General features: G+C 41.1%; 24 protein-coding genes. 7 read left to right on the plus strand and 17 right to left on the minus strand.

All coding sequences use genetic code 11. The annotated features are described in order from the left end of the window. Positions 1-8 precede the first annotated feature (8 nt). From atpD to asnC, 12 genes are all read right to left on the minus strand, one after another. Positions 9-1,391 (minus strand): F0F1 ATP synthase subunit beta, encoded by a 1,383-nt coding sequence (gene atpD, locus OOA_RS18500; protein ID WP_008913699.1) that lies wholly within the window; start codon positions 1,389-1,391, stop codon positions 9-11. 34 nt (positions 1,392-1,425) lie between these two features. Then, complete coding sequence (atpG, locus tag OOA_RS18505) at positions 1,426-2,289, minus strand: F0F1 ATP synthase subunit gamma (RefSeq protein ID WP_008913700.1); 864 nt, start codon at positions 2,287-2,289, stop codon at positions 1,426-1,428. A gap of 55 nt (positions 2,290-2,344) precedes the next feature. Then, positions 2,345-3,886, minus strand: a complete 1,542-nt coding sequence (atpA, locus tag OOA_RS18510) for a F0F1 ATP synthase subunit alpha (RefSeq protein WP_008913701.1) — start codon at positions 3,884-3,886, stop codon at positions 2,345-2,347. 14 nt (positions 3,887-3,900) lie between these two features. Beyond that, positions 3,901-4,434, minus strand: coding sequence for a F0F1 ATP synthase subunit delta (gene atpH / locus OOA_RS18515; RefSeq protein WP_008913702.1), 534 nt, complete (start codon positions 4,432-4,434; stop codon positions 3,901-3,903). Positions 4,435-4,446: 12 nt separating this feature from the next. Further along, the gene (gene atpF / locus OOA_RS18520) at positions 4,447-4,917 is read right to left on the minus strand and encodes a F0F1 ATP synthase subunit B (RefSeq protein WP_008913703.1); all 471 of its coding nucleotides are present in this window, start codon (positions 4,915-4,917) and stop codon (positions 4,447-4,449) included. A gap of 51 nt (positions 4,918-4,968) precedes the next feature. Further along, entirely contained in the window at positions 4,969-5,211 is a 243-nt protein-coding gene (gene atpE, locus OOA_RS18525) for a F0F1 ATP synthase subunit C (RefSeq protein ID WP_008913704.1), read from the minus strand. 46 nt (positions 5,212-5,257) lie between these two features. Then, a complete protein-coding gene (gene atpB, locus OOA_RS18530) occupies positions 5,258-6,079 on the minus strand; it encodes a F0F1 ATP synthase subunit A (RefSeq protein WP_008913705.1) in 822 nt (273 codons plus the stop codon). A 33-nt stretch (positions 6,080-6,112) separates the two neighbouring features. Continuing rightward, the gene (atpI, locus tag OOA_RS18535; RefSeq protein WP_008913706.1) at positions 6,113-6,490 is read right to left on the minus strand and encodes a F0F1 ATP synthase subunit I; all 378 of its coding nucleotides are present in this window, start codon (positions 6,488-6,490) and stop codon (positions 6,113-6,115) included. A gap of 602 nt (positions 6,491-7,092) precedes the next feature. Continuing rightward, the gene (gene rsmG / locus OOA_RS18540) at positions 7,093-7,716 is read right to left on the minus strand and encodes a 16S rRNA (guanine(527)-N(7))-methyltransferase RsmG (RefSeq protein WP_008913707.1); all 624 of its coding nucleotides are present in this window, start codon (positions 7,714-7,716) and stop codon (positions 7,093-7,095) included. Positions 7,717-7,718: 2 nt separating this feature from the next. Then, positions 7,719-9,608, minus strand: coding sequence for a tRNA uridine-5-carboxymethylaminomethyl(34) synthesis enzyme MnmG (mnmG, locus tag OOA_RS18545; protein ID WP_008913708.1), 1,890 nt, complete (start codon positions 9,606-9,608; stop codon positions 7,719-7,721). Between the two features lie 377 nt (positions 9,609-9,985). Then, positions 9,986-10,426: an FMN-binding protein MioC gene (gene mioC / locus OOA_RS18550; protein WP_008913709.1), complete on the minus strand. Its 441-nt coding sequence runs from the start codon at positions 10,424-10,426 to the stop codon at positions 9,986-9,988. Positions 10,427-10,516: 90 nt separating this feature from the next. Then, positions 10,517-10,978: a transcriptional regulator AsnC gene (asnC, locus tag OOA_RS18555; protein WP_008913710.1), complete on the minus strand. Its 462-nt coding sequence runs from the start codon at positions 10,976-10,978 to the stop codon at positions 10,517-10,519. 161 nt (positions 10,979-11,139) lie between these two features. Between asnC and asnA the strand changes: the two genes are divergently transcribed. Further along, entirely contained in the window at positions 11,140-12,132 is a 993-nt protein-coding gene (gene asnA, locus OOA_RS18560) for an aspartate--ammonia ligase (protein WP_008913711.1), read from the plus strand. 6 nt (positions 12,133-12,138) lie between these two features. Here asnA and viaA read toward each other — a convergent pair whose 3' ends face one another. After that, positions 12,139-13,596 carry an ATPase RavA stimulator ViaA gene (gene viaA, locus OOA_RS18565; RefSeq protein ID WP_008913712.1) on the minus strand — a complete coding sequence of 486 codons (1,458 nt, stop codon included), beginning with the start codon at positions 13,594-13,596 and terminating at the stop codon, positions 12,139-12,141. Positions 13,597-13,598: 2 nt separating this feature from the next. Further along, a complete protein-coding gene (gene ravA, locus OOA_RS18570) occupies positions 13,599-15,113 on the minus strand; it encodes an ATPase RavA (protein WP_008913713.1) in 1,515 nt (504 codons plus the stop codon). Positions 15,114-15,655: 542 nt separating this feature from the next. Here ravA and rbsD point away from each other — a divergent pair. The 6 genes from rbsD (at position 15,656) to rbsR (ending at position 21,678) form a co-directional block, all read left to right on the plus strand. Beyond that, complete coding sequence (rbsD, locus tag OOA_RS18575; protein WP_008913714.1) at positions 15,656-16,075, plus strand: D-ribose pyranase; 420 nt, start codon at positions 15,656-15,658, stop codon at positions 16,073-16,075. 7 nt (positions 16,076-16,082) lie between these two features. Continuing rightward, on the plus strand, positions 16,083-17,597 hold the full coding sequence (gene rbsA, locus OOA_RS18580; RefSeq protein WP_008913715.1) for a ribose ABC transporter ATP-binding protein RbsA: 1,515 nt from the start codon (positions 16,083-16,085) through the stop codon (positions 17,595-17,597). Continuing rightward, a complete protein-coding gene (gene rbsC / locus OOA_RS18585) occupies positions 17,594-18,556 on the plus strand; it encodes a ribose ABC transporter permease (protein ID WP_008913716.1) in 963 nt (320 codons plus the stop codon). Before rbsA ends, rbsC begins: the two co-directional genes overlap by 4 nt. Before the next feature lie 83 nt (positions 18,557-18,639). Beyond that, on the plus strand, positions 18,640-19,530 hold the full coding sequence (gene rbsB / locus OOA_RS18590) for a ribose ABC transporter substrate-binding protein RbsB (protein WP_008913717.1): 891 nt from the start codon (positions 18,640-18,642) through the stop codon (positions 19,528-19,530). 213 nt (positions 19,531-19,743) lie between these two features. Continuing rightward, complete coding sequence (gene rbsK, locus OOA_RS18595; protein WP_008913718.1) at positions 19,744-20,673, plus strand: ribokinase; 930 nt, start codon at positions 19,744-19,746, stop codon at positions 20,671-20,673. Between the two features lie 3 nt (positions 20,674-20,676). Beyond that, positions 20,677-21,678 (plus strand): ribose operon transcriptional repressor RbsR, encoded by a 1,002-nt coding sequence (gene rbsR / locus OOA_RS18600; RefSeq protein WP_008913719.1) that lies wholly within the window; start codon positions 20,677-20,679, stop codon positions 21,676-21,678. Here the strand turns inward: rbsR and mdtD are convergent. The 3 genes from mdtD to OOA_RS20965 all read right to left on the minus strand — a co-directional run. Then, positions 21,675-23,081 carry a multidrug transporter subunit MdtD gene (mdtD, locus tag OOA_RS18605; protein WP_008913720.1) on the minus strand — a complete coding sequence of 469 codons (1,407 nt, stop codon included), beginning with the start codon at positions 23,079-23,081 and terminating at the stop codon, positions 21,675-21,677. The genes rbsR and mdtD overlap by 4 nt on opposite strands. A 49-nt stretch (positions 23,082-23,130) precedes the next feature. Then, complete coding sequence (locus OOA_RS18610; protein ID WP_008913721.1) at positions 23,131-23,829, minus strand: FadR/GntR family transcriptional regulator; 699 nt, start codon at positions 23,827-23,829, stop codon at positions 23,131-23,133. 98 nt (positions 23,830-23,927) lie between these two features. After that, the coding region (locus OOA_RS20965; protein ID WP_008913722.1) for a hypothetical protein at positions 23,928-24,142 on the minus strand (215 nt) is incomplete at its 5' end.

The raw sequence follows: 24,142 nt of genomic DNA on the forward strand, positions 1-24,142 counted from the left end.
CAGCCAGATTAAAGCTTCTTAGCTTTTTCCACAGCTTCTTCAATGGTACCAACCATGTAGAACGCCTGTTCTGGCAGGTGGTCGTAATCGCCATTCAGAATACCACTGAAACCACGGATAGTGTCTTTCAGGGAAACGAACTTACCTGGTGAACCGGTAAAGACTTCTGCAACGAAGAATGGTTGAGACAGGAAGCGCTGGATCTTACGAGCACGAGCAACAACCAGTTTGTCTTCTTCAGACAATTCATCCATACCCAGAATTGCAATAATATCTTTCAGTTCTTGGTAACGCTGAAGGATAGACTGAACGCCACGTGCAACATCATAGTGCTCTTGACCAACAACGAGTGGGTCAAGCTGACGGCTGGTAGAATCCAGAGGGTCAACCGCTGGGTAGATACCCAAAGAAGCGATTTGACGGCTCAGAACCACGGTTGCGTCTAAGTGAGCAAAGGTTGTTGCTGGTGATGGGTCAGTCAAGTCATCCGCAGGTACGTAAACAGCTTGTACAGAGGTGATTGAACCCGTCTTAGTAGAAGTGATACGTTCTTGAAGAACGCCCATCTCTTCTGCCAATGTTGGCTGATAACCTACTGCTGATGGCATACGACCTAATAGCGCGGATACTTCTGTACCTGCCAGTGTATAACGATAGATGTTATCCACGAACAATAGAACATCACGGCCTTCATCACGGAATTTTTCCGCCATAGTCAGACCAGTCAGAGCAACACGCAGACGGTTTCCTGGTGGCTCGTTCATTTGACCATAAACCAGCGATACTTTATCCAGAACGTTAGAGTCAGTCATTTCATGATAGAAGTCGTTACCTTCACGGGTACGCTCACCAACACCCGCGAACACTGAGTAACCTGAGTGCTCAATCGCGATGTTACGGATAAGTTCCATCATGTTTACTGTTTTACCAACACCCGCACCACCGAACAGACCAACTTTACCACCTTTCGCGAATGGACAGATTAAGTCCATTACTTTGATACCGGTTTCGAGTAATTCTGTTGAGCTTGATAGCTCTTCGTAGCTTGGCGCAGCACGGTGAATAGACCAGCGCTCTTCTTCGCCGATATCACCTTTCATATCAATAGGCTGGCCCAGAACGTTCATGATACGTCCCAGAGTTGCTTTACCTACTGGTACTTCAATTGGGTTTTCTAAATCTGTAACTATTAAACCACGGCTCAAACCATCTGATGTACCCATTGCGATACAACGGACAACACCGCCGCCTAACTGTTGCTGAACTTCCAGCACGAGTTTTTCTTTACCGTTCATAACCTCAAGAGCATTGTACACTTTTGGTACCGCATCTTGAGGGAACTCGACGTCCACAACGGCGCCGATTACCTGGATAATCTTTCCAGTAGCCATCTTGAATCCTCTACGTAATTCGTAAACCTAGCTGTTAAACCGCGGAAGCACCTGAAACAATTTCGGTAAGCTCCTGAGTAATGCTAGCCTGACGAGCTTTGTTGTAAACCAACTGCAACTCTTTGATCAGGTTTCCACCATTATCAGTAGCCGCTTTCATCGCTACCATTCGTGCGGCCTGCTCACTAGCTAGGTTTTCAACGACGCCCTGATAAACCTGAGACTCGATATAACGACGTAGCAGGGTATCCAGCAACGCCTTAGGATCGGGTTCATATATATAATCCCAAGATTTTTTCTTCAATGTTTCGTCATTGCTTGGTGGCAATGGCAGAAGTTGAAGAATAGTAGGCTCTTGAGACATTGTATTGATGAACTTGTTTGTCACCACATACAGTTTATCTAAACGCCCTTCATCATAGGCTTGTAGCATAGAGTTAACTGGACCAATCAAATCCGAAAGCGTTGGGTTATCCCCCATTCCAGTTACTTGTGTAACGACATTGCCGCCAACAGAACCGAAGAATGAAACTGCTTTAGAACCGATTAAAGCCAAATCAACCTGAACATTTTTTTCAGACCATGACTTCATATCTGCTAGTAACTTTTTGAACAAGTTAATGTTCAAACCACCACATAGACCACGGTCTGTTGAAACAACCAGATACCCGACGCGTTTAACTTCACGCTCTTCGAGATATGGGTGTTTATATTCCAGATTACCTAACGCTAGGTGACCAATCACACTGCGCATGGTTTCTGCATAAGGACGGCTGGCCGCCATGCGTTCCTGCGATTTACGCATTTTGGACGCAGCAACCATTTCCATCGCTTTAGTGATCTTTTGCGTGTTTTGCACGCTGGCGATCTTGGAACGTATCTCTTTTGCGCCGGCCATCTCTGCTTCTCCTTATTAACCAGACGGCCCACTAAAATTCATGGGCCGAATAGTATTACCAGGACTGGGTTGCTTTAAATGATTCGAGGAGTTGTTTCAACTTACCTTCGATTTCATCGTTATAGTTACCCTTCTGGCCGATTTGATTCATAAGGTCAGCATGCTCGCGCAATGCATAAGAAACTAATGCAGCTTCAAACGCACCAATTTTCGCTAACTCAACATCGTCCAAATATCCACGTTCTGCAGCAAACAGAGAAAGAGCCTGTTCCGCTACTGACATAGGTGCATATTGTTTCTGTTTGAGCAACTCAGTTACTTTCTGACCATGGCTCAACTGTTTACGAGTTGCGTCATCAAGGTCGGAAGCAAACTGAGCAAACGCAGCCAGTTCACGATATTGAGCAAGTGCAGTACGGATACCACCAGACAGTTTCTTGATAATTTTAGTCTGAGCAGCACCACCAACACGAGATACTGAAATACCTGGGTTAACCGCTGGACGAATACCAGAGTTAAACAGGTTAGATTCCAGGAAGATCTGACCATCAGTAATCGAAATTACGTTCGTTGGTACGAATGCAGAAACGTCACCGCCTTGAGTTTCAATGATAGGCAGAGCCGTCAGTGAACCAGTTTGGCCTTTTACTTCACCTTTAGTAAAGTTTTCAACGTATTCAGCGTTAACACGAGCAGCACGCTCAAGTAAACGTGAGTGCAGATAGAAAACATCACCTGGATAAGCTTCACGTCCTGGCGGACGACGTAGCAACAGTGAAATTTGACGGTATGCAACAGCCTGTTTAGACAGGTCATCATAAACGATCAGAGCATCTTCACCGCGGTCACGGAAGTATTCACCCATTGCACAGCCAGAGTAGGCTGAAAGGTATTGCAGTGCAGCTGATTCAGATGCAGTTGCAACAACAACAATCGTATTTGCCAGTGCGCCGTGTTCTTCGAGTTTACGAACTACGTTAGAAACGGTAGACGCTTTCTGACCGATAGCAACATAAACACATTTGATACCAGAGTCGCGTTGGTTGATGATTGCATCGATAGCCAAAGCAGTTTTACCCGTTTGACGGTCACCGATAACAAGCTCACGCTGACCACGACCGATTGGAATCATCGCATCAACTGATTTATAACCAGTTTGTACAGGTTGATCAACCGATTGACGTTCGATAACACCTGGAGCAATAACTTCTATTGGCGAGAAGCCATCGTTCTCAACAGGGCCTTTACCATCAATAGGCTCACCCAGTGTATTCACAATACGTCCCAACAGGCCACGGCCAACTGGAACTTCAAGAATACGACCAGTACATTTAACTTTCATTCCTTCTGCCAAATCGGCATAAGGGCCCATGACAACAGCACCAACAGAGTCGCGCTCTAAGTTCAATGCAATTGCGTAACGGTTGCCAGGCAGTGCGATCATCTCACCCTGCATGACTTCGGCTAAGCCGTGGACACGAATGATACCGTCATTAACGGATACAATCGTACCTTCGTTGTGAGCTTCACTCACTACATCGAACTGAGCAATACGCTGTTTGATCAGTTCGCTGATTTCGGTGGAATTCAGTTGCATATGCTCCAGTCCCCTTAAGACTGCAAGACGTCTGTTAAACGCTCTAAGCGACCGCGGACACTCCCGTCAATAACGAGATCTCCCGCACGAATGATCACTCCAGCAATAACAGACTTATCAATTTTGCAATTCAGCTTAACTTTGCGTGACAGACGTTTTTCCATCGCTGCAGAAATTTTGGCCGACTGCTGCTCATTCAGTTCGGTGGCAGAAATCACATCAACTTCAATAGTTGATTCCAGAGTATCACGCAATTGAATAAATTGAGCTAACACTTCTGGTAGCGTACTTAAACGCCCATTATCCGCCATAATACGAATCAGATTTTGAACATGCTCGTCAATTTCATCTCCGCAAACAGAGATAAACGTTTTAGCTAATCGTTCTGGTGCAATAGAACCAGAAAGTAGCTCACCAACCTGTTCATTGCGCGTCACCTCAGAGGTGAAGGCCAGCATATTCTGCCATTTATCAACAGACTGGTTTTCCACAGCAAAATCAAAAGCTGCTTTGGCGTAGGGGCGAGCTACAGTAGCAATTTCAGACATGCCCCTCCCTCCTTACAGTTCAGCGACTAGTTTATCAACGATGTCGCTGTTGGCAGCTTCATCCACGGAACGTTCGATGATCTTCTCGGCACCTGCGATAGCAAGCATCGCAACCTGTTTACGTAACTCTTCACGTGCACGTTTACGCTCAGCATCAATTTCGGATTGAGCTTGCGCGACGATTTTTGCACGTTCTGTTTCAGCTTCCGCTTTAGCTTCTTCAATCATCTGATTGCGTTGTTTATTCGCTTGTTCGATGATGACTTGCGCTTCAGCTTTTGCTGTTTTCAGTCGGTCGGTTGCATCGGTTTGCGCCAGTTCCAGGTTCTTTTTAGCACGTTCTGCAGAAGATAAACCGTCAGCAATTTCTTTTTGACGTTTTTCTATGGCCGCCATAATCGGAGGCCATACATATTTCATACAGAACCAAACAAACAGGACAAACGCGATAGCCTGGCCGAGGATTGTTGCATTTAGATTCACAGACAATACCTCTTGTTAATTAATGAGTTAATGTTCTAAGTGTTCTGTAAATTAGCCAGCAACAGCGAACATTACATACAGGCCCAGACCAACAGCAATCATCGGAATAGCATCAACAAGGCCCATTACGATAAAGAACTGTGTACGCAGCAGAGGGATTAAATCCGGCTGACGAGCAGCACCTTCTAAAAATTTACCACCTAGGATGCCGATACCGATCGCAGCACCGATCGCCGCTAAGCCCATCATAATAGCAGCAGCCATGTACAGCAGATCCATATTCAGGTTTTCCATGACAGTCTCCAGTTTGTTTCAATTAATACAATTATTGATAGTTAAATTAATGTTCTTCAGATGCCATCGAGAGATAGACAACAGTCAGAACCATAAATATAAAGGCTTGTAGCGTAATAATCAGTATGTGGAAGATAGCCCAAGGGAGGCTTAACAACCACTGTGACCACCACGGAAGCAGAGCCGCGATAAGAATAAAGATCAATTCACCTGCATACATGTTACCAAACAGTCGCAGACCGAGTGATACAGGTTTTGACAGCAGGCTTACCCCTTCGAGAATTAAGTTGATAGGGATAAAGACAGGATGATTAAAAGGTTGCATAGTCAACTCTTTCGTAAATCCGCCAATGCCTTTCATCTTAATGCTGTAGAAGAGGATCAGGATAAACACACCAATTGCCATCGACATAGTGACGCTAACATCTGCAGTTGGAACTGCACGCAGAGCTGGCAATCCTAAATAGTGCTCACCAATATACGGAAGGAAATCAATTGGTAGTAAATCCATAAGGTTCATTAAAAATACCCAGACGAACACGGTTAATGCCAACGGGGCAATAACTTTGCTCTTACCGTGATACATATCACGTACTGTGTTATCAACGAAACCAATGATCAGTTCTATTGCAGTCTGTAACTTACCGGGTACGCCACTAGTTGCACGAACTGCAATTCTTCTAAATAGCCACAGGAACAGTGCCCCAAGAACTATGGAGAAAAAAAGCGAGTCAATGTTCAACGTCCAGAACGTTGTATCACTAGCGTGGGGATCGACCAACTTAAAGGTACGTAAGTCCAACTGAAGGTTTCTCAGATGGTGGCTTATGTACTCATTTGTAGTCATCACTTCTCCTGATGCAGACATGATGCCTCTTACCCTTTTGTAGTTTAAAAATACTTACCGTTTAAAAACGGCCGGTGCAACAATCTGAACAATTAGCACCGCTAAATAGGTCAAACCCAGTGGTGTCAATGACGCTTTGAACACACCAAATGCAACAACCAATACAGTAATAGTTGTCACAACCTTTAGCCCTGCTCCTAATGCAAAGAACCAGGCAATGCGGACAGGTTCATCCTCTTCTTTTGCTTTCTGGAAGTGTGCTAGCAGCATAAATACGATATTTGGTAACCAGCATGCTAAACCACCCGCAAGAGCAGAGGCCCCCCATTCTATACTATTTGCACAGAAAGCCCCACTGAGGATAACAAAAGTTATTAACTGAAAAGACAACAGCTTTACCGCATGCTTGTTGTCGTAAAGGGATACAGACATAACTTTTTGTGTACTCCCAGCTATTCTCAGCCTCAGAAACGCTAAGTGTTGTATAAAACTGCCTTTGCTTTAGTGTGTCAAGAGACAAAAACGAGCAAATTATACGGGCAGGCGAAATGAATTCAATCAGTAAGTAGCGAAAAGGTGAATAAATATTTAATTTTTTCGAGATAGCGCAGAAATGTGGCAATAATAATTAATAAATTGTTAACGACCCAACCTCAAGAAACATTTTTTTGTGATAAATATCACAATATATATTTACTGAACTCTCCATTCACTCTGGCTTTCTTATGAAGAAAAAAGATATTTGAGCAGTAAATCAAATAATTAAAACCGATAATTTTTAATCAAAAAAAATATTTAATAAATTAAATATTTCATTATTAATCATCTCAGCAATAACCTAAATTCTCTAAAATATCCATTTAGCTATATTTTTTAGTGCCTAAGCATTATTTTTTATAGTTATTCGTTATTACCATGTAAACACGACGTAAATTCCGAAGTGGGAAAATAGAAGCTAAAAGAAAAATAGCAGTAACATTGTAAATGTGACTGCTAAAGCTCTAAAAGATAAATATATTTGATAATAATTAACTTTATTTAATCGAAATAATAACCAAGTGACGTTGCTCATCGAGCTCAGGAACTTTTAAGTCTGTCACTGACTCGATTGAAAAACCGGCTGGTAGATCGGCAAGTTCTTCATCACGCACTACACCTTTCAGCGCATAAAATTGCCCTGAAGCACTTGGAAGATGATGGCACCAACTCAACATATCACTTAGAGATGCAAACGCACGGCTGATCACGCCATCAAAACCCGTTTCAGCTTGGTATTCTTCAACACGATATTGAACAGGTTCGATATTGTTTAGTCCTAATTCATGTTGTACTTGTTTTAGGAAGCGAATTCGCTTGCCTAAGCTATCCAACAAAACAAAATGAGAATCAGGACGAACGATGGCTAGTGGTACACCAGGTAGTCCTGGGCCTGTACCCACATCAATAAATGATGTTCCCCTGAGCTGACCGTTCACCACAATGCTATCCATAATATGACGGACTAACATTTGTTGAGGGTCTCGAACAGAAGTCAGATTATAGGCTTTGTTCCATTTAACTAATAATTCGACATAACCCACTAGTTGCTGTTTTTGTTTTTCAGTTAATGCAATATCAGCCAATGCGGATAAACGAGTCAGTTGTGCGAGTAAACTCATATTTAAGCGCTCCTACGTAGCATGCCTTGCTTTTTCAACCAGACAAGTAGGATTGAAATTGCCGCTGGAGTAACACCAGAAATACGTGAAGCTTGGCCGACTGAAGTTGGCTTGTGATCGTTCAGTTTTGCCATCACTTCATTCGATAAGCCTTTCACTTGTTGATAATCAAGATCAACAGGAAGCAGTGTATTTTCATTACGTAACTGACGTTCGATCTCTTCTTGCTGACGAGCAATATAACCTTCATATTTAACTTGGATTTCTACTTGATCAGCAGCTTGAGGATCAGTAATACCTGGCGCAAAACGACTAAGTGAGATCAGTTTTTTATAGTCCATTTCAGGACGACGTAATAGTTCTTCACCATTAGCTTCTTTCGAAAGCGGTACTGATAGTATTTGGTCAATTTCTTCATGACCTTCAGCTTTAGGATGAACCCAAATATCTTTCAAGCGTTGGCGTTCTTTTTCGATAAGTTCCACTTTGTTATTAAAGTGAGCCCAACGAACATCATCGACGAGACCTAATTCACGACCTTTTTCTGTCAGACGAAGGTCAGCGTTATCTTCTCGCAGCATTAATCGGTATTCAGCACGTGAAGTAAACATGCGGTACGGTTCTTTGGTACCTAATGTACACAGATCGTCCACTAAAACACCGATGTAAGCTTGATCACGGCGAGGGAACCAACCATCTAAACCAAATGCATATTGAGCCGCATTCAAGCCAGCAAGCAGTCCTTGAGCTCCAGCTTCTTCATATCCAGTGGTTCCGTTAATTTGGCCAGCAAAGAACAGACCATTGATAAATTTGCTTTCAAGTGTTTGTTTTAGATCTCTTGGGTCGAAGAAATCATATTCGATAGCATAACCAGGGCGAATGATCCTTGCATTTTCCATTCCCTTCATCGAATGGACAATTTGCATTTGAACATCAAACGGTAAACTGGTTGAGATCCCATTCGGATATATTTCGTTGCTGGTTAAACCTTCAGGTTCTAAAAAGATCTGGTGAGCATTACGATCAGCAAAACGCATGACTTTATCTTCGATCGAAGGGCAGTAGCGAGGGCCGATCCCTTCAATGATCCCTGTATACATTGGGCTACGATCAAGATTATTTCTAATCACATCATGCGTTTTTTCATTGGTATGAGTGATATGACAAGGCATTTGCTCTGGGTGCTGATCTTGTGAGCCTAAAAATGAGAAAACAGGCATCGGGTTATCACCCAATTGCTGTTCTAATTGGCTAAAATCAATTGTTCGCGCATCAATTCTTGGTGGTGTACCTGTTTTTAAACGGTTAACACGTAAAGGTAATTCCCTTAAACGTTGTGACAGAGATATTGCTGGCGGATCACCTGCTCGACCACCACTATAATTCTCTAGACCAATATGAATTTTGCCATCAAGGAAGGTGCCAACCGTTAGCACAACTGATTTAGCTCTAAACTTAATTCCCATGCGGGTTACAGCACCGGTTACAGTGTTGTTTTCCACAATGAGATCTTCTACAGGCTGTTGAAAGATCATCAAATTAGGTTGGTTTTCTAAAGCTGTTCTTACTGCTAATCGGTAAAGAACTCGGTCAGCTTGTGCTCGAGTTGCACGAACTGCTGGCCCTTTGCTTGCATTCAAAGTTCTAAATTGAATCCCCGCTTTATCAGTTGCGGTAGCCATTAAACCGCCTAGAGCATCAATCTCTTTTACCAGATGACCCTTACCGATCCCACCGATGGCTGGGTTGCAAGACATCTGACCCAATGTATCAATATTGTGAGTCAGTAATAGGGTTTGACGCCCCATACGTGCAGCTGCCATTGCTGCTTCAGTACCGGCATGACCGCCACCGATTACGATGACGTCAAATTGCTCTGGATAAAACATGTGTGAACCTTACGTTAGGAAAATGCTGAGTGCCGCATTTGAGGAGTGAATACTACTCAAGTTTTAAGGATAGACCAAGCCCTGTTGATCCGAGCCTTATAGTATTAAGATCTTTTTATTTAAAGATCTCTTTATTAGATCTTTTATTAGGATCAGACATATCTGTGGATAACTGAATATTCACTATAAAGATCATCAAAGTGTAAAGGATCATATACTGTGAATGATCCGTGATCCTATTGCGTATAAGCTGGGTGCAAAAAGGGTAGTTATGCACAGGGGGATCACTCCCTAAAACTTATACTATGGATAACTACCGGTTAATACCGTGATCTTACCAGAGTTATCCACAACTGACTGCTGTTATTTTAAACGATTTAGAGTTCAACTGCCCAAATTTTAACCCATTCTCCTGCCGGATCCTCGGGTATTTCATGTTGCTGAACATCGATTTCAAGGTTTTCACCGATCCTTTTAGCGCCATGATCGAGCAATAAAGTACTTAATGTCTGGATCGCACCACAGAAAGTGTCATATTCCGAGCTGCCGATACCAACAGCACCAAATTGCACTTTACTTAGGTCAGGTGATTGATTTGCTATTTCTTCAGCGAGAGGTTGAATATTTTCAGGAAGATCACCCGCACCGTGAGTGGAACTCACGACCAGCCATATGCCTTCAAGTGGAAGTGAATCAAGCTCAGGGCCGTGTTGAACATTAGTTTCATGGCCGAGTTCTTCTAATATCTCTGCCATATGCTCAGCAACATATTCAGCACTGCCCATTGTGCTGCCGCTTATAAGGGTTACTTTTGTCATGGTGATTCCCGATAGCAATAATTGGGCGCTATTGTACGCTGTGAATGAGCTGGGATCTACCTGTGGATAATGTGGTTATCTAATTTTTTTTTAAGGGCTAATTGTTCGCATGATCGGGTTCTGTAGCGAGATCAGCGTTTCAGTGGACTGTATTTCATCGATAGTTTGAATTTTGTTGATAAGTACATCTTGAAGAGAATCGATCGATCGGCACATGACCTTTATAAAAATACTGTATTGGCCTGTTGTATAGTAAACCTCAACCACTTCTTCTAATGCATCAAGCTTTTTAACTGCGGTAGGATAATCTTTAGCACTTTTCAATATGATCCCAATAAAGCAGCACACATCAAAACCTAACTGTTTTGGACTGATATCAATGCGTGTACCTGTAATAATTCCAGCTTGCTTCATTTTTTCAACACGAACGTGAATTGTTCCAGGACTAACTAAGAATTTTTTTGCCAATTCAGCATAAGCTGTACGGGCATTTTTCATTAATTCGTGAAGTATGTCACGATCGAGATTATCGATCTGATAATTTTCAGCCATTATTTGCTCCTTATTTTAACGAATTATCATTTTTAAACCTATTTTTTTAGATAAAATTAATGGTAAAGGGTTTTTTTGATGAAGTATATTGAATTTGTACCCTGTTTTGTTGCTTAATCTACACATCGGCTAACGCAGCTAACAAATTATGGGTGAATACAATGGACAAATCATTTATCGAACAACAACAACAAATCAGTTTTGTAAAATCATATTTCTCACGTTTACTTGAAAAAGAACTTGGCTTAATTGAAGTTCAAGGTCCTATCTTAAGTCGTCTAGGGGATGGTACTCAGGACAACTTATCTGGCCATGAAAAAGCAGTTCAAGTAAAAGTGAAATCAATTCCTGACGCAACCTTTGAAGTGGTTCATTCTTTAGCTAAATGGAAACGCAAAACTTTAGGTCGTTTTGATTTTCAAGAAGGCCAAGGACTGTACACTCATATGAAAGCGTTACGTCCGGACGAGGATCGCTTAACACCAATCCACTCTGTCTATGTAGATCAGTGGGATTGGGAAAAAGTGATGGCAGATGAGGAAAGAACGCTTCCTTATCTGAAGCAGACAGTGGGTAAAATATATCAGGCAATAAAACAAACAGAAGCCGCTATCAGTACCGAATTTGGACTGGCACCGTTCCTGCCAGACCAAATTCACTTTATCCACAGTGAAGAGTTACTCCAACGCTATCCTGATTTAGATGCAAAAGGTCGTGAGCGTGCGATTGCAAAAGAATTAGGTGCTGTTTTCCTTATTGGTATCGGTGGCAAGCTGTCTCACGGCGAATCACATGATGTACGTGCTCCAGACTATGATGACTGGACAACAGAAAACGAAGAAGGCTTCAAAGGCTTAAACGGCGACATTATTGTTTGGAACCCAGTATTAGAAGATGCATTTGAGATTTCTTCGATGGGTATCCGTGTAAGCCCTGAGAGTTTGACTCGCCAATTAGGTTTGACTGGTGATGAAAAACGTATGGAATTGGATTGGCATCAAGCACTGGTGCAAGGCAAAATGCCACAAACGATTGGTGGTGGGATTGGTCAGTCACGTTTAGTGATGTTGCTTCTGCAACGCCAACACATTGGCCAAGTTCAGTGTGGTGTTTGGTTACCAGAAACTCGTGAAACTATTGTTGGTATGCTGTAAGCATAGCTAACGACTAAAACGGCGCAATAGTCTGCTTTTTAACCCGGTATCAAAGCGCCAGATATGATCAAATATCTTCATGATGCCGGGCTTCCCATAATTTGAAACTGATACCGCATGGAAGCGGTATTTTCCTTTCTTTTGAAGGGTTCTTATCTTCTGTATCAATTCATCAGGTAAACGTTGAGCAACAAAATCCGAGATCACGACTGCATCAGCATCTGCCCACAAAGGCGATTCTAACCTTTTAACTGTTTCTTCTAAACAGCCAGCTAAGTCCGTACCACCACGAAATGTTTGATTCAAAAATCGGATGCATTGCTCTAATCCATCTGCTGATAATAGGTCATAGTGAACTATCTCTGTTGCAAATAGCATGATGTGACATGACCTATTATCCGCCAGCGCTATTTTCATCAATGCGAGACAAAACGCTTTTGCACAGCGTTCATTTAGGCCGCCCATTGAACCTGAAGTATCAATACAGATAATAAACGGGCCTCTAGGCTGTTCTTCATCATGATGATGAAGAACAGGGCGTAATACCTGCCTTTCTTGCCAGCTTTCCCCTTGTAATCGATAAGTGAGAAGTTGTTTTTCTAGTAACTTACGATAGAACTCAAACTCAATTTCTTCTATACCTAGCATAGCTAATTCAGCAGGAAGTAATCGCAAAATATCATCACTTTGGCCAAGTCCTTCAACTTGTTCAGGAACGGTTTCAGGAACTTTTTCCATAATAGTCATGGGTTCCATGATGATGCTGTCATCAGGTAATGATCGCGCTGATTGGCTTCTACCTAATAGTTGAGCTATTTTTTCAAGTTCAGGTTGCTGGCGTAAAAAATCACTATAGCGAGTCAATAATTTGTCATTATAAACAGAGGTGCTGGTAGCACCTTTGCTTAAATCCCATAAACGTCCAGCTGCTCTTTCATTTTCACCTAAAATTTCTTCGAGATTACCACTCAGTGCAAGCCGTCTTTGTAGCTCTGCTAATAGTTGTTCTTTTTCTTGTTCTAATAATTCTTTATGTAAAGTCGTAACTTGTAATATCAAACTGATACGCCAGCGTTGGATAAAAAGGCTTTGCCGTGCGCTTTGGTTATCAATTTTTCCATTACCTAATTTGCATGCTTCCGTATAAAAAGGGGAATTCATTTGCTCTAATTTCGCTATAACTGTTGGTAATTGAGTGAAAAAGAGTTCTGTTGGATGCCCGAGTGACTGTTGATAAAGTTGAAATTCTTCGGTTAGCTGGGCGGGAACTAATGCATCTTGTAATTTTTGTTTGAGATCTTTTTTCCATTCCGATAAATCTTTCAACAGCGCTTTCTTTAATCGGGGGTGTTTTTCAAAGAAAACGGCTAATTGAGGTGTCGCGAGAAGAGAAATAATGATCTCTTCTATTAATTGGCTTTCATTAACAGAAAGCAATAAGTCTAGCGTAGCTAAGCTGAGCATCGCTAACTCACCACTTTACCAGTAATTTGGTTGCGTAACTGAGTCAGTTTTTCTGTTAGCTTGATAAAACTACCATCAATACCAGCCATCCAACTTGGGTCTATAAATAAGTTAGGTTGTTGTTTTTCAAATTGATAGCGTGCGGATTGTATTTCATTTTGAATATTATCAAGCTTATCTAACCAAGTTTTATTATCTGTTTTTTCTACCGTAGCAGCTTGCTCTTGTAAATAGAGAGTTGAGGTTTGATTACTGGCATCTAATAGTTGTATCTGGTTTAAATTGCTAATCTCGGCTGAAATTTCTTGTGCAAACCCAATTCCATTAAGGTGGGCGGAAAGTGTGGTGCCTTTAACCAAAAAATGGGTGAGTAATTTTTTATCTGTAGTAATAAACGTCACTTTCATATCATGTAATTGCAATGGTTTATGTAAAAACAGTGTTAAACGGCCTTCTTTTATATCTTCAGGGAGAGTATAAGAAGGCCGTCGTGCAAACATTGCCGTACTTTTATTAACTTTAAACGCATTTTGGTTGTTTTGATCTTGTGTTGAATATGTCCATTCTTGATATAACTGTTCAAGTTCTCGGGATAATTTCCGTTGTTGCCAGCCATCTTCTTCTAATATCGATTTAAGCAATTGAGGTAAAACATTCATGGATTGCATGTCATGCCATAAGCAATCTTTCAACAATATGATATCGAGGGGGGATACGGCGTTTCTGCCATTAAAAAATGCACTTGCTTGTAATAAATAAACTGCTTTTTTCCAGCGTCTATCGGAAACATAAAGATTTTTTTCAGTGACATCGAGCTGCTGGCGAAGTTGATAAATTAATTCAAAACAGTGATCAGGCAACGCAATTTTCGGTATTTCTAGTTGCCATTCATAGTATTCTTCATCGCTAATTTTTAAGTGTTCAGGCACCAATGATTCATCTTGAGGTGACTTACCTGTTAATAAAGCCCGGAAATTTTGTTTTTCTTGAACGTTATCGAGCCAAATACGGATTAACATTCTGTCAAATAGCGCTTCAAGACTATTATCCGCATCTGGTAGTTCATTAGAGGCCGTCACTAATAAACGCATAGGAATAGCAGCTTCACCATCACCATTACGGAATTTTCGTTCATTGATTGCAGTCAGTAGAGTATTGAGAATTGCAGGGCCTGCTTTCCAAATTTCGTCGAGAAAAACCACTTCTGAATCAGGTAAATATCCCTTTGTTAGTCGCTGATAGCGCCCTTCATCTTTTAGTGCTTGAATTGATAACGGCCCAAAAATTTCTTCAGGTGTTGAAAAACGTGTCATTAAGTATTCAAAGGCATTGGCATGACGAAATGCATACTTCATTCGACGCGCTATTAAGCTTTTGGCTATACCAGGAGGACCTAAGAGGAAAACACTTTCACCACTTAAGGTCGCTAATAGGCATAAACGGATAGCGTGCTGACGTTCATACAAGCCACTTTCAAGGTAGTTGCTAAGTTGAGCAATTCGTTCCGCTATCTGCATATCCGTTCCTTTTATTATTTAGGGTTATCCTTCGGAGCCCCTAGGGGCTGTTGATCTTAACTGCTTATTTTACTTCACTAATTGATTGAAATGACATCAATTTCATTCTACCTATTGAGGCTATTAAAAAATATCATCACAACCCCAAACCGTAAAGGAAAGCGCCCTTCGGGTTCGATTAAACGTGATTTTTCGCTGTGTTGAGCGACGCTTGTCTAGTCCACTCGCCTTGCTTTTTTTGTCTTAACTAAAGACGTGTAATTCGAATAAAAATTGACCTTCAAAGATCAACAGCCCCTAGGTTATCTACCGAGCGATGAATTGTGCAATGAATTTTATTATTTTTCTTTGATGACTATTAATATCTCAAAAATGATTCAATATTAATTAATTCAATAACTTCATCTTTTAATGCCTTTTCATCGGCAACGAAACGTTTCGATTGTGATCACAGATCTGATCTAACTAAATTGAGTTGTTCATTTTTTTATCTATTATTGGATTGAGCGAAACGTTTCGCTGTAGAGGGAGTGGCGAAAAAAATGAGAAAAGGTATTTTGCTTAATGCCAATATTGTGTCTGTGATAGCAAAAATGGGACATACCGACCACATTACTATCGCTGATGCTGGGTTACCTATCCCACAACAGGTTGAACGTATTGACTTAGCTATTACACAAGGGCTACCTGATTTTATGTCGGTATTGAATGTGGTTATTCAAGAGATGCAAGTTGAAAAAATCATCTTAGCGGAAGAGATAACTACCATTAATCCTGAAGTAAAAAGTGCCATTTTGGCACTTTTGGAGCAATTATCTTTATCTCAAGGAAAACCCATTGAGGTGGAATATTGTCGCCATGAAATATTCAAACAAATGACGCATGACAGCAAAGCGGTGATTAGAACAGGGGAATGCTCACCTTTTGCTAATGTGATCCTCTGTTCTGGTGTGACTTTTTGAGGTATGTATGCAACCTTTATTAGAGCTTATCGGCATTGATAAATCGTTTCCTGGAGTCAAAGCACTTAGCCATGCTGCATTAAAAGTTTATCCGGGAAAAGTCATGGCGCTTGTTGGTGAAAATGGTGCAGGTAAATCCACTATGATGAAAGTGCTTACCGGTATCTACAGCAAAGATGCGGGTGCTATTCGTTATTTAGGCAAGGAAGTGGTATTCCATGGCCCTAAAAATTCACAAGAAGCGGGGATTGGCATTATTCATCAGGAATTGAACCTGATCCCGGAACTAACTATTGCTGAAAATATTTTTCTTGGTCGTGAATTTGTCAATAAATTTGGCAAAATTGACTGGAAAACGATGTTTAACGAATCAGATAAACTGCTAAAACATCTTAATCTTAATTATGACAGCCGCCAGCTGATTGCTGAGCTTTCAATTGGTGAGCAGCAAATGGTTGAGATAGCGAAAGTATTGAGCTTTGAATCTCAGGTCATCATTATGGATGAACCAACAGATGCCCTGACCGATACCGAAACAGCCTCACTATTTCGTGTGATTGAAGAGCTAAAAGCGCAAGGTCGCGGTATTGTCTATATTTCCCATCGACTAAAAGAAATTTTTGAAATCTGTGATGACGTGACGGTTTTTCGTGACGGGCAATTTATTGGTGAAAAACCTGTTAAAGAGCTAGAAGAAGAAACTCTGATAGAGATGATGGTAGGCCGTAAATTAGAAGAACAATATCCCCGTATTCAAGTTTCCGTGGGTAATGTGCGTTTACAAGTAGAAAACCTATCTGGGTCGGGGGTCGATAATGCAAGTTTTTCATTACGTAGCGGTGAAATTTTAGGTGTTTCAGGTTTGATGGGCGCTGGCCGAACTGAGTTAATGAAGATTATCTATGGTGCAGCGCTGAAAAAATCTGGTGAGGTTCGTCTGGAAGGTAAAATTATTTCACTAAAAACACCTCAAGATGGTTTGAATAGCGGCATTGTTTATATTTCCGAAGATCGTAAGCGCGATGGCTTGGTGCTTGGTATGTCCGTTAAAGAAAACATGTCATTGACGGCTCTTCGCTACTTTAGCCGCATGGGCGGAAACCTTAAACATAAAGAAGAGCAGCAAACTGTAGGCGATTTTATTCGCCTATTTAATATCAAAACACCATCAATGAATCAAATCATCGGTAATTTATCTGGCGGTAATCAACAAAAAGTGGCTATTGCTCGGGGCTTAATGACAAGGCCAAAAGTGTTGATTCTAGATGAACCAACGCGAGGTGTGGATGTTGGTGCAAAAAAAGAGATCTATCAGTTAATCAATCAATTTAAAAAAGAGGGGTTGAGCATCATTTTAGTGTCTTCTGAAATGCCAGAAGTTATTGGAATGAGTGATCGCATTCTTGTCATGCATGAAGGCCATATTAGCGGTGAATTCTCGGCCAAAGAAGCCACTCAAGAAGTTTTAATGGCAGCGGCTGTGGGTAAGCGTTATGGTTCAATTCAGGAGTTATCAGCATGAGTTCAAATATCGCAACATCAAAACGCTGGTTCAGCAAAGCATGGTTAATGGAGCAAAAGTCATTAATTGCGCTGTTAGTCTTAATTGCTATTGTCTCGTCACTCAGTCCTAATTTTTTTACAGTAAATAACCTCTTTAATATCCTCCAGCAGACATCGGTGAACGCCATTATGGCGGTAGGAATGACTCTGGTGATATTGACATCAGGTATTGACCTATCCGTTGGTTCATTACTTGCACTTACAGGTGCAGTTGCGGCATCAATGGTTGGCACAGATGTTAATGCTTTTGTGGCAGTGGCAGGCGCTTTAGCGCTGGGAGCTGCAATCGGTGCTTGTACTGGCGTGATTGTCGCAAAAGGTAAAGTGCAAGCATTTATTGCCACTTTAGTCATGATGCTACTACTGCGTGGTGTTACACGAGTTTATACCGATGGTAGCCCTATAAATACAGGATTTAGTGATAACGCCGATTTATTCGGTTGGTTTGGTATAGGCCGACCATTAGGAATTCCAACACCTGTTTGGTTAATGATTATTGTCTTTGTAGCAGCGTGGTATTTATTACACCACACTCGTCTAGGCCGCTATATCTATGCATTAGGTGGTAATGAAGCTGCGACTCGTTTATCGGGTATCAATGTTGATCGAATTAAAATCATTGTTTATGCACTGTGTGGCCTATTAGCTGCGCTCGCTAGCGTGATCGAAGTTGCTCGTCTCTCTTCTGCTCAACCTATGGCCGGTAATGGGTATGAGCTTGATGCGATTGCCGCTGTTGTGCTTGGTGGGACCAGCCTTGCTGGTGGTAAAGGTCGTATCGTTGGAACCTTGATCGGTGCTCTTATTTTAGGTTTTTTGAACAACGGCTTAAATTTATTAGGTATTTCATCAAATTACCAAATGATTGTGAAAGCCGTTGTCATCTTACTTGCGGTACTTGTTGATAATAAAAAATAAATATACTCGTCATACTTCAAATTGCCACCTAGCTACACCTTGAATTATTTAGAGTATATCGCCTACCCTACAGGAAAATTATTATGAAAATGAAAAAATTAGCAACATTGTTATCTGCGCTAGCACTGAGTGCAACAGTTAGTGTTAACGCAATGGCAAAAGATAGCATTGCTCTTGTCATCTCAACCTTAAATAACCCGTTTTTTGTGACGATGAAAGACAGTGCACAGAAAGAAGCAGATAAACTGGGTTATGAACTGATTGTTTTAGATTCACAGGATAATCCAGCCAAAGAGTTAGCAAACGTTCAAGATTTAACGGTGCGTGGAACTAAGTTAATGCTAATTAACCCAACGGACTCCGATGCAGTGGGTAATGCTATTATTATGGCAAACAAAGCGAAGATCCCAGTGATTACACTCGACCGTGCTGCAAATAAAGGTGATGTCGTAAGCCATGTTGCTTCTGATAACCGTATGGGCGGAAAAATGGCGGCTGATTTTATTGCACAGAAGCTAGGTAATGAGGCGAAAGTGATCCAATTGGAAGGTATTACAGGAACTTCAGCTGCTCGTGAACGCGGTGAAGGCTTTAGTGTTGGGGCGAAAGAACATAAGTTTAATGTACTCGCGAGTCAGCCTGCTGATTTCGATAGAACGAAAGGTTTAAACGTTATGCAAAATCTGTTAACTGCACACCCCACTGTACAAGCTGTTTTTGCTCAAAATGATGAAATGGCGTTAGGTGCGTTAAGAGCACTACAAACTGCGGGCCGTAATGATGTGCTGGTTGTTGGGTTTGATGGCACTAATGATGGCATTAAAGCTGTTGAGGGTGGTAAATTAGGCGCAACAGTTGCTCAGCGTCCTGATCAAATCGGAATTACTGGTGTACAAGTTGCTGATAAGATTTTAAAAGGTGAGAAAGTTGAATCAACAGTTCCTGTGGAGCTAGAACTGGTTGTGAAAAAATAGTAATGATAAACCGCCGTTAATCATTACGGCGGTTTATACCCATCATACTTCAAGTTGTAGGGTTGTTGGCTATGCTCAGTTATCCGCATTACATAGTTTATCTATGCTCATCGGATTGTTTTAAGGTATAGCTTCATTTGCCGTCTACCGACAACTCGAATTATCTTGGGTATATCTATTTGCGAATAAAAAATGCAAAAGGAAATAAATGTTATGGTTACAGCTAAACTTGTCGTTTTAGGTAGTATCAATGCTGATCATATTCTGAATATCGATCAATTTCCCCAACCCGGAGAAACGGTGAGAGGTAATCACTATCAGGTCGCATTCGGTGGTAAAGGCGCAAATCAGGCTGTTGCCGCGGGGCGTAGTGGTTCAGATATAACATTTATTGCCTGTGTAGGCGACGATAGCACAGGGAAAAATGTCAAAAAACAACTTAAAACAGATAATATTCAAATTGACTGCATTGACGTTATTGAAGATGAAACGACAGGTGTTGCACTGATTTTTGTCAATCAGCAAGGCGAAAATGTGATCGGGATTAATGCTGGCGCAAATGCACATCTCACTACCGAACTAATTTCGACTTACCAACAAAAAATTATTGATGCTGATGCGTTGTTGATGCAGCTAGAGTCGCCGATTGAAACTGTCCAATTAGCTGCCGAGATAGCAAAAAAAAATAAGACGAAAGTAATTCTAAATCCTGCTCCTGCTCAAGCACTCCCTGATTCATTATTAGCATTGGTGGATATCATCACGCCAAATGAAACAGAAGCAGAACATTTAACTGGGATCCCTGTAGAAGATGAGTTAGGTGCGCAAGCCGCTGCCCAAGTATTGCACGATAAAGGTATCAGTAAAGTAATGATAACATTAGGTGCCCGAGGTGTTTGGTTCAGTGAGCAAGGCACTACAGGTAAAATTATTGCTGGATTTAAAGTGAAAGCCGTCGATACTATTGCCGCTGGTGATACCTTTAATGGTGCCTATGTGACGGCTTTACTTGAGGGAAAGAGCGATTCGGATGCAATAATTTTTGCGCACGCAGCCGCAGCTATAGCAGTGACTCGACCGGGCGCACAACCTTCTGTACCATGGCGTAATGAAATCGATGCGTTTTTAACTCAACAGGAATAACTTGTGGCAACAATGAAAGATGTTGCACGTCTTGCATGCGTGTCAACATCCACCGTGTCTCATGTCATCAATAAAAATCGTTATGTTAGCGAAAGCGTAACTTTGCGAGTAAAAAATGCCATTAAGCAGCTCAATTATGCACCATCCGCATTAGCGAGAAGCTTAAAAATGAATCGTACTAATACGATTGGTATGCTGTTGACAACAAGTAATAACCCTTTCTATGCAGAAATCGTTCGTGGTGTTGAACGTAGTTGCTACGAACGAGGCTATAGTTTGATTTTATGCAATACAGAAGGCGACCTCGAGCGAATGAACCATAGCTTAGAGACTCTATTACAAAAACGAGTTGATGGCTTACTGATCATGTGCACGGAAATACAAGGGCCATCAAAAGATTTACTTTCTCGTTACCCCGCAGTGCCAACCGTTATGATGGATTGGTCTCCATTTGAATCAGGTGGCGATATTATTCAAGATAACTCTTTTCTTGGCGGTAAAATCGCGACACATTATTTAATTGATGCTGGATTTACACAAATTGCCTGTATTGCAGGGCCTCAAGATAAATCACCTGCTCGTGCTCGTTTTCAGGGGTTTATGGAAGCAATGAAACAATCATCACTTAATGTTCCTGAGGAATATATTATTTTCAGTGATTTTGAATTTGCTGGTGGGTTTGATTCAATGAACTATTTATTAGCATTAGCTAATCCACCTAAAGCAATTTTTGCTGGAAATGATGCAATGGCTGTTGGTGCATATCAGGCAATATTTCGCCAAGGTAAGATGGTTCCGGAAGATATTTCTATTATTGGCTATGACGATATTGATTTATCTTCTTATATGATCCCACCGTTGACGACAATTCATCAACCCAAAGATGAGTTAGGCAAATTAGCCGTCAATCAATTAATCCATCGGATGGATAACCCTCTGGCTGAAGGTAATGTCATTGTATTGACGCCCAAACTGGTTGAGCGTCAATCGGTTAAACGTTGCTAATCATTATTTGACGCTTGGGTTTTACTTTTTATTAAGTTCTCGCCATCATTTTTATTGAGTAGTAAGAAAACAAACGCTGAAATTACAGTAATGATACCGACAGTAATAAAGGTGTAATGGAAGTTATCCACGGTGTTACCTCCCGGTAAACCGTCATAATAACTTAAGATGGCTGCACTCACTGCGATACCAAAGCTAATTGATAATTGCTGAGTTACTGCCAACATACTGTTTCCTGCGCTGGCATTGTTATCAGTTAAATCGGCTAAGCAAATAGTGTTCATCGCAGTAAATTGTGTGGACATCACCATACCAAGAATAAATAAAGGTATGATCATTAAATAAATAGACATATTTGGCGTTTGGAGCGAAAACTGGGTGATCATTAAACCTATAATCAAGGTGACAACAAATAGAGTCTTGCGGAAGCCGTAGTCGGTTAATATTCGCGTTACCGCAGATTTTGCAATAATCGACCCGATAGCCATCGGTGCCATCATCATACCCGCAACAACAGCTTCATAGCCAAAGCCAACTTGTAACATTAATGGCATCAGAAATGGAATACTGCCTGTTCCCAAACGTGTTGCAAGATTGCCGCTAATTCCAATGCTAAAAGTGCGAGTTTTAAACAAATTTAATGGAATAATTGCATACTTAATACGTTTCGCATGGAAAATATACAGGAATAAGCAAAGAAATCCGCCTAAAACAAGAGAAGCAGGAACATATCCCGACAGAGATTTATGACTAAATAAATCTAGACTGACAGATAGCATCACTAGACCAAAACCGAAAAGCATAAATCCAAGTACATCAAACTTGCGTTTTGGCATTTTAAAGTCAGGCATATATTTAAAGGCATACACTATTCCGAGTATCCCAATAGGAATGTTAATAATAAAAATCCAATGCCATGTTACATAAGTGACAAGAATACCACCTAATAATGGGCCTAAGATTGGCCCAACTAAACCAGGGATAGTGACAAAGTTTAATATCGGCAGCAATTCGCTACGCGGATATGCCCTAATTAAAGCAAGACGTGCAACAGGCATCATCATTGCTCCACCTATACCTTGTATTACACGTGCCGTGACTAAAAAAGTAAGGGAGGGTGATAGCGCGCAAAGAAGAGAGCCGAATGAAAAGAGTGAGACCGCCATAATAAAGATACGCCGTGTACCAAATCTATCTGCAAACCAACCACTAACAGGAATAAGTAGTGCAACAGTTAGGGTATAACTGATAATTGCGGATTGCATCGCAAGCGGTGAGTGATCGAGACTTTTGGCGATATCAGGTAATGCAGTATTTAAAATGGTTGCATCGAGTGCTTGCATGAAAAAGGCCATTGCCGCAATCCATGGGAGGCCTGACATATTTTTAGCTGTTTGTAGCATTGGTAACCTATCAAATAAAGAGTTAACACCAAAATGGAAACTTATCGTGTTAGGCTTGTTCTTGTGTAATTGTTAATAACTTATAGCAGATATCAAACGCTTTAGCGCTATTGCCTTTTATTATGGCATTCGCGAGCTGTTGGTGAATTTCAACTTCAATAACATCATTTTCGGTGATTGCATCAAAATAGAATTGATAGACGGAACGGAATAGGTTAGCGAAAGAGATCAAAAACGGATTTGCACAAGCTTCATATATAGCTAAATGAAAAAGATGATCCACCTTTACCCAGCGTTGCCTATTAAATTGCTTAGCTAATGATTGCATCTCATTAGCAAAAAGTACTAACGACTGCTTCTGTTTATCTGTTGCATGCTTTGCAGCAAGGTAGCAAGCCTGTGGCTCAATTGCGAGGCGTACAATATGAAAATGTTTAAACACTATTGCTTGCTCATCACTGTTTATCCACCACTTAAGAAGATCTTGGTCGAGAAAATTCCAATTGGAGGAAGGCATCACCCTTGTGCCTATTCTTGGGCGTGCTAACAGCATGCCTTTGGCGGCTAAAATTTTAACTGCTTCTCGTATTGCTGTACGGCTAGCTTGGAACTTCTCTGATAGCTCATTTTCACTAGGTAGAATAGAACTCGGTAAGTAAGTACCTTTTAATATAAGCTGCCCAAGTTCTTCAGCAATAAGATAAGAAAGGTTTTTTTGCGAAGCAGTTTGCTGCTCACTAAATTCCATAATTAATCCCAATACATCATCTTAAGTGATTATATTACGTGAGAGAGGATAGAATTGCTGCTGAAATAATCAATTTACCCTACTATCTAGACGAATTATCACCACTTTGATGAAAAAAAACGCGAACGGAAAAAAAATGCAAAAAAAGGGTTGCCAGAATTTTTTAGCTCCCTATAATGCGCATCCACTGACCCACGATGAGTCAACGCAGAACGCGGTGACAAGCCAACAGGCACAACGTAGTCAGCGAGAGAATCTGAAAAGATAAGCGAAAAAAAAGCTTGACTCTCAACGAGGTTAGCGTAATATACGT

The organism is Providencia burhodogranariea DSM 19968, from assembly GCF_000314855.2.
GTDB classification, from domain to species: Bacteria; Pseudomonadota; Gammaproteobacteria; order Enterobacterales; family Enterobacteriaceae; genus Providencia; species Providencia burhodogranariea.

Coding starts and splice junctions, on each gene's coding strand:
- atpD (WP_008913699.1), bottom strand. CDS start 1,391: ATGGCTACTGGAAAGATTATCCAGGTAATCGGCGCCGTTGTGGACGTC.
- atpG (WP_008913700.1), bottom strand. CDS start 2,289: ATGGCCGGCGCAAAAGAGATACGTTCCAAGATCGCCAGCGTGCAAAAC.
- atpA (WP_008913701.1), bottom strand. CDS start 3,886: ATGCAACTGAATTCCACCGAAATCAGCGAACTGATCAAACAGCGTATT.
- atpH (WP_008913702.1), bottom strand. CDS start 4,434: ATGTCTGAAATTGCTACTGTAGCTCGCCCCTACGCCAAAGCAGCTTTT.
- atpE (WP_008913704.1), bottom strand. CDS start 5,211: ATGGAAAACCTGAATATGGATCTGCTGTACATGGCTGCTGCTATTATG.
- atpB (WP_008913705.1), bottom strand. CDS start 6,079: ATGTCTGCATCAGGAGAAGTGATGACTACAAATGAGTACATAAGCCAC.
- atpI (WP_008913706.1), bottom strand. CDS start 6,490: ATGTCTGTATCCCTTTACGACAACAAGCATGCGGTAAAGCTGTTGTCT.
- rsmG (WP_008913707.1), bottom strand. CDS start 7,716: ATGAGTTTACTCGCACAACTGACTCGTTTATCCGCATTGGCTGATATT.
- mnmG (WP_008913708.1), bottom strand. CDS start 9,608: ATGTTTTATCCAGAGCAATTTGACGTCATCGTAATCGGTGGCGGTCAT.
- mioC (WP_008913709.1), bottom strand. CDS start 10,426: ATGACAAAAGTAACCCTTATAAGCGGCAGCACAATGGGCAGTGCTGAA.
- asnC (WP_008913710.1), bottom strand. CDS start 10,978: ATGGCTGAAAATTATCAGATCGATAATCTCGATCGTGACATACTTCAC.
- asnA (WP_008913711.1), top strand. CDS start 11,140: ATGGACAAATCATTTATCGAACAACAACAACAAATCAGTTTTGTAAAA.
- viaA (WP_008913712.1), bottom strand. CDS start 13,596: ATGCTCAGCTTAGCTACGCTAGACTTATTGCTTTCTGTTAATGAAAGC.
- ravA (WP_008913713.1), bottom strand. CDS start 15,113: ATGCAGATAGCGGAACGAATTGCTCAACTTAGCAACTACCTTGAAAGT.
- rbsD (WP_008913714.1), top strand. CDS start 15,656: ATGAGAAAAGGTATTTTGCTTAATGCCAATATTGTGTCTGTGATAGCA.
- rbsA (WP_008913715.1), top strand. CDS start 16,083: ATGCAACCTTTATTAGAGCTTATCGGCATTGATAAATCGTTTCCTGGA.
- rbsC (WP_008913716.1), top strand. CDS start 17,594: ATGAGTTCAAATATCGCAACATCAAAACGCTGGTTCAGCAAAGCATGG.
- rbsB (WP_008913717.1), top strand. CDS start 18,640: ATGAAAATGAAAAAATTAGCAACATTGTTATCTGCGCTAGCACTGAGT.
- rbsK (WP_008913718.1), top strand. CDS start 19,744: ATGGTTACAGCTAAACTTGTCGTTTTAGGTAGTATCAATGCTGATCAT.
- mdtD (WP_008913720.1), bottom strand. CDS start 23,081: ATGCTACAAACAGCTAAAAATATGTCAGGCCTCCCATGGATTGCGGCA.
- OOA_RS18610 (WP_008913721.1), bottom strand. CDS start 23,829: ATGGAATTTAGTGAGCAGCAAACTGCTTCGCAAAAAAACCTTTCTTAT.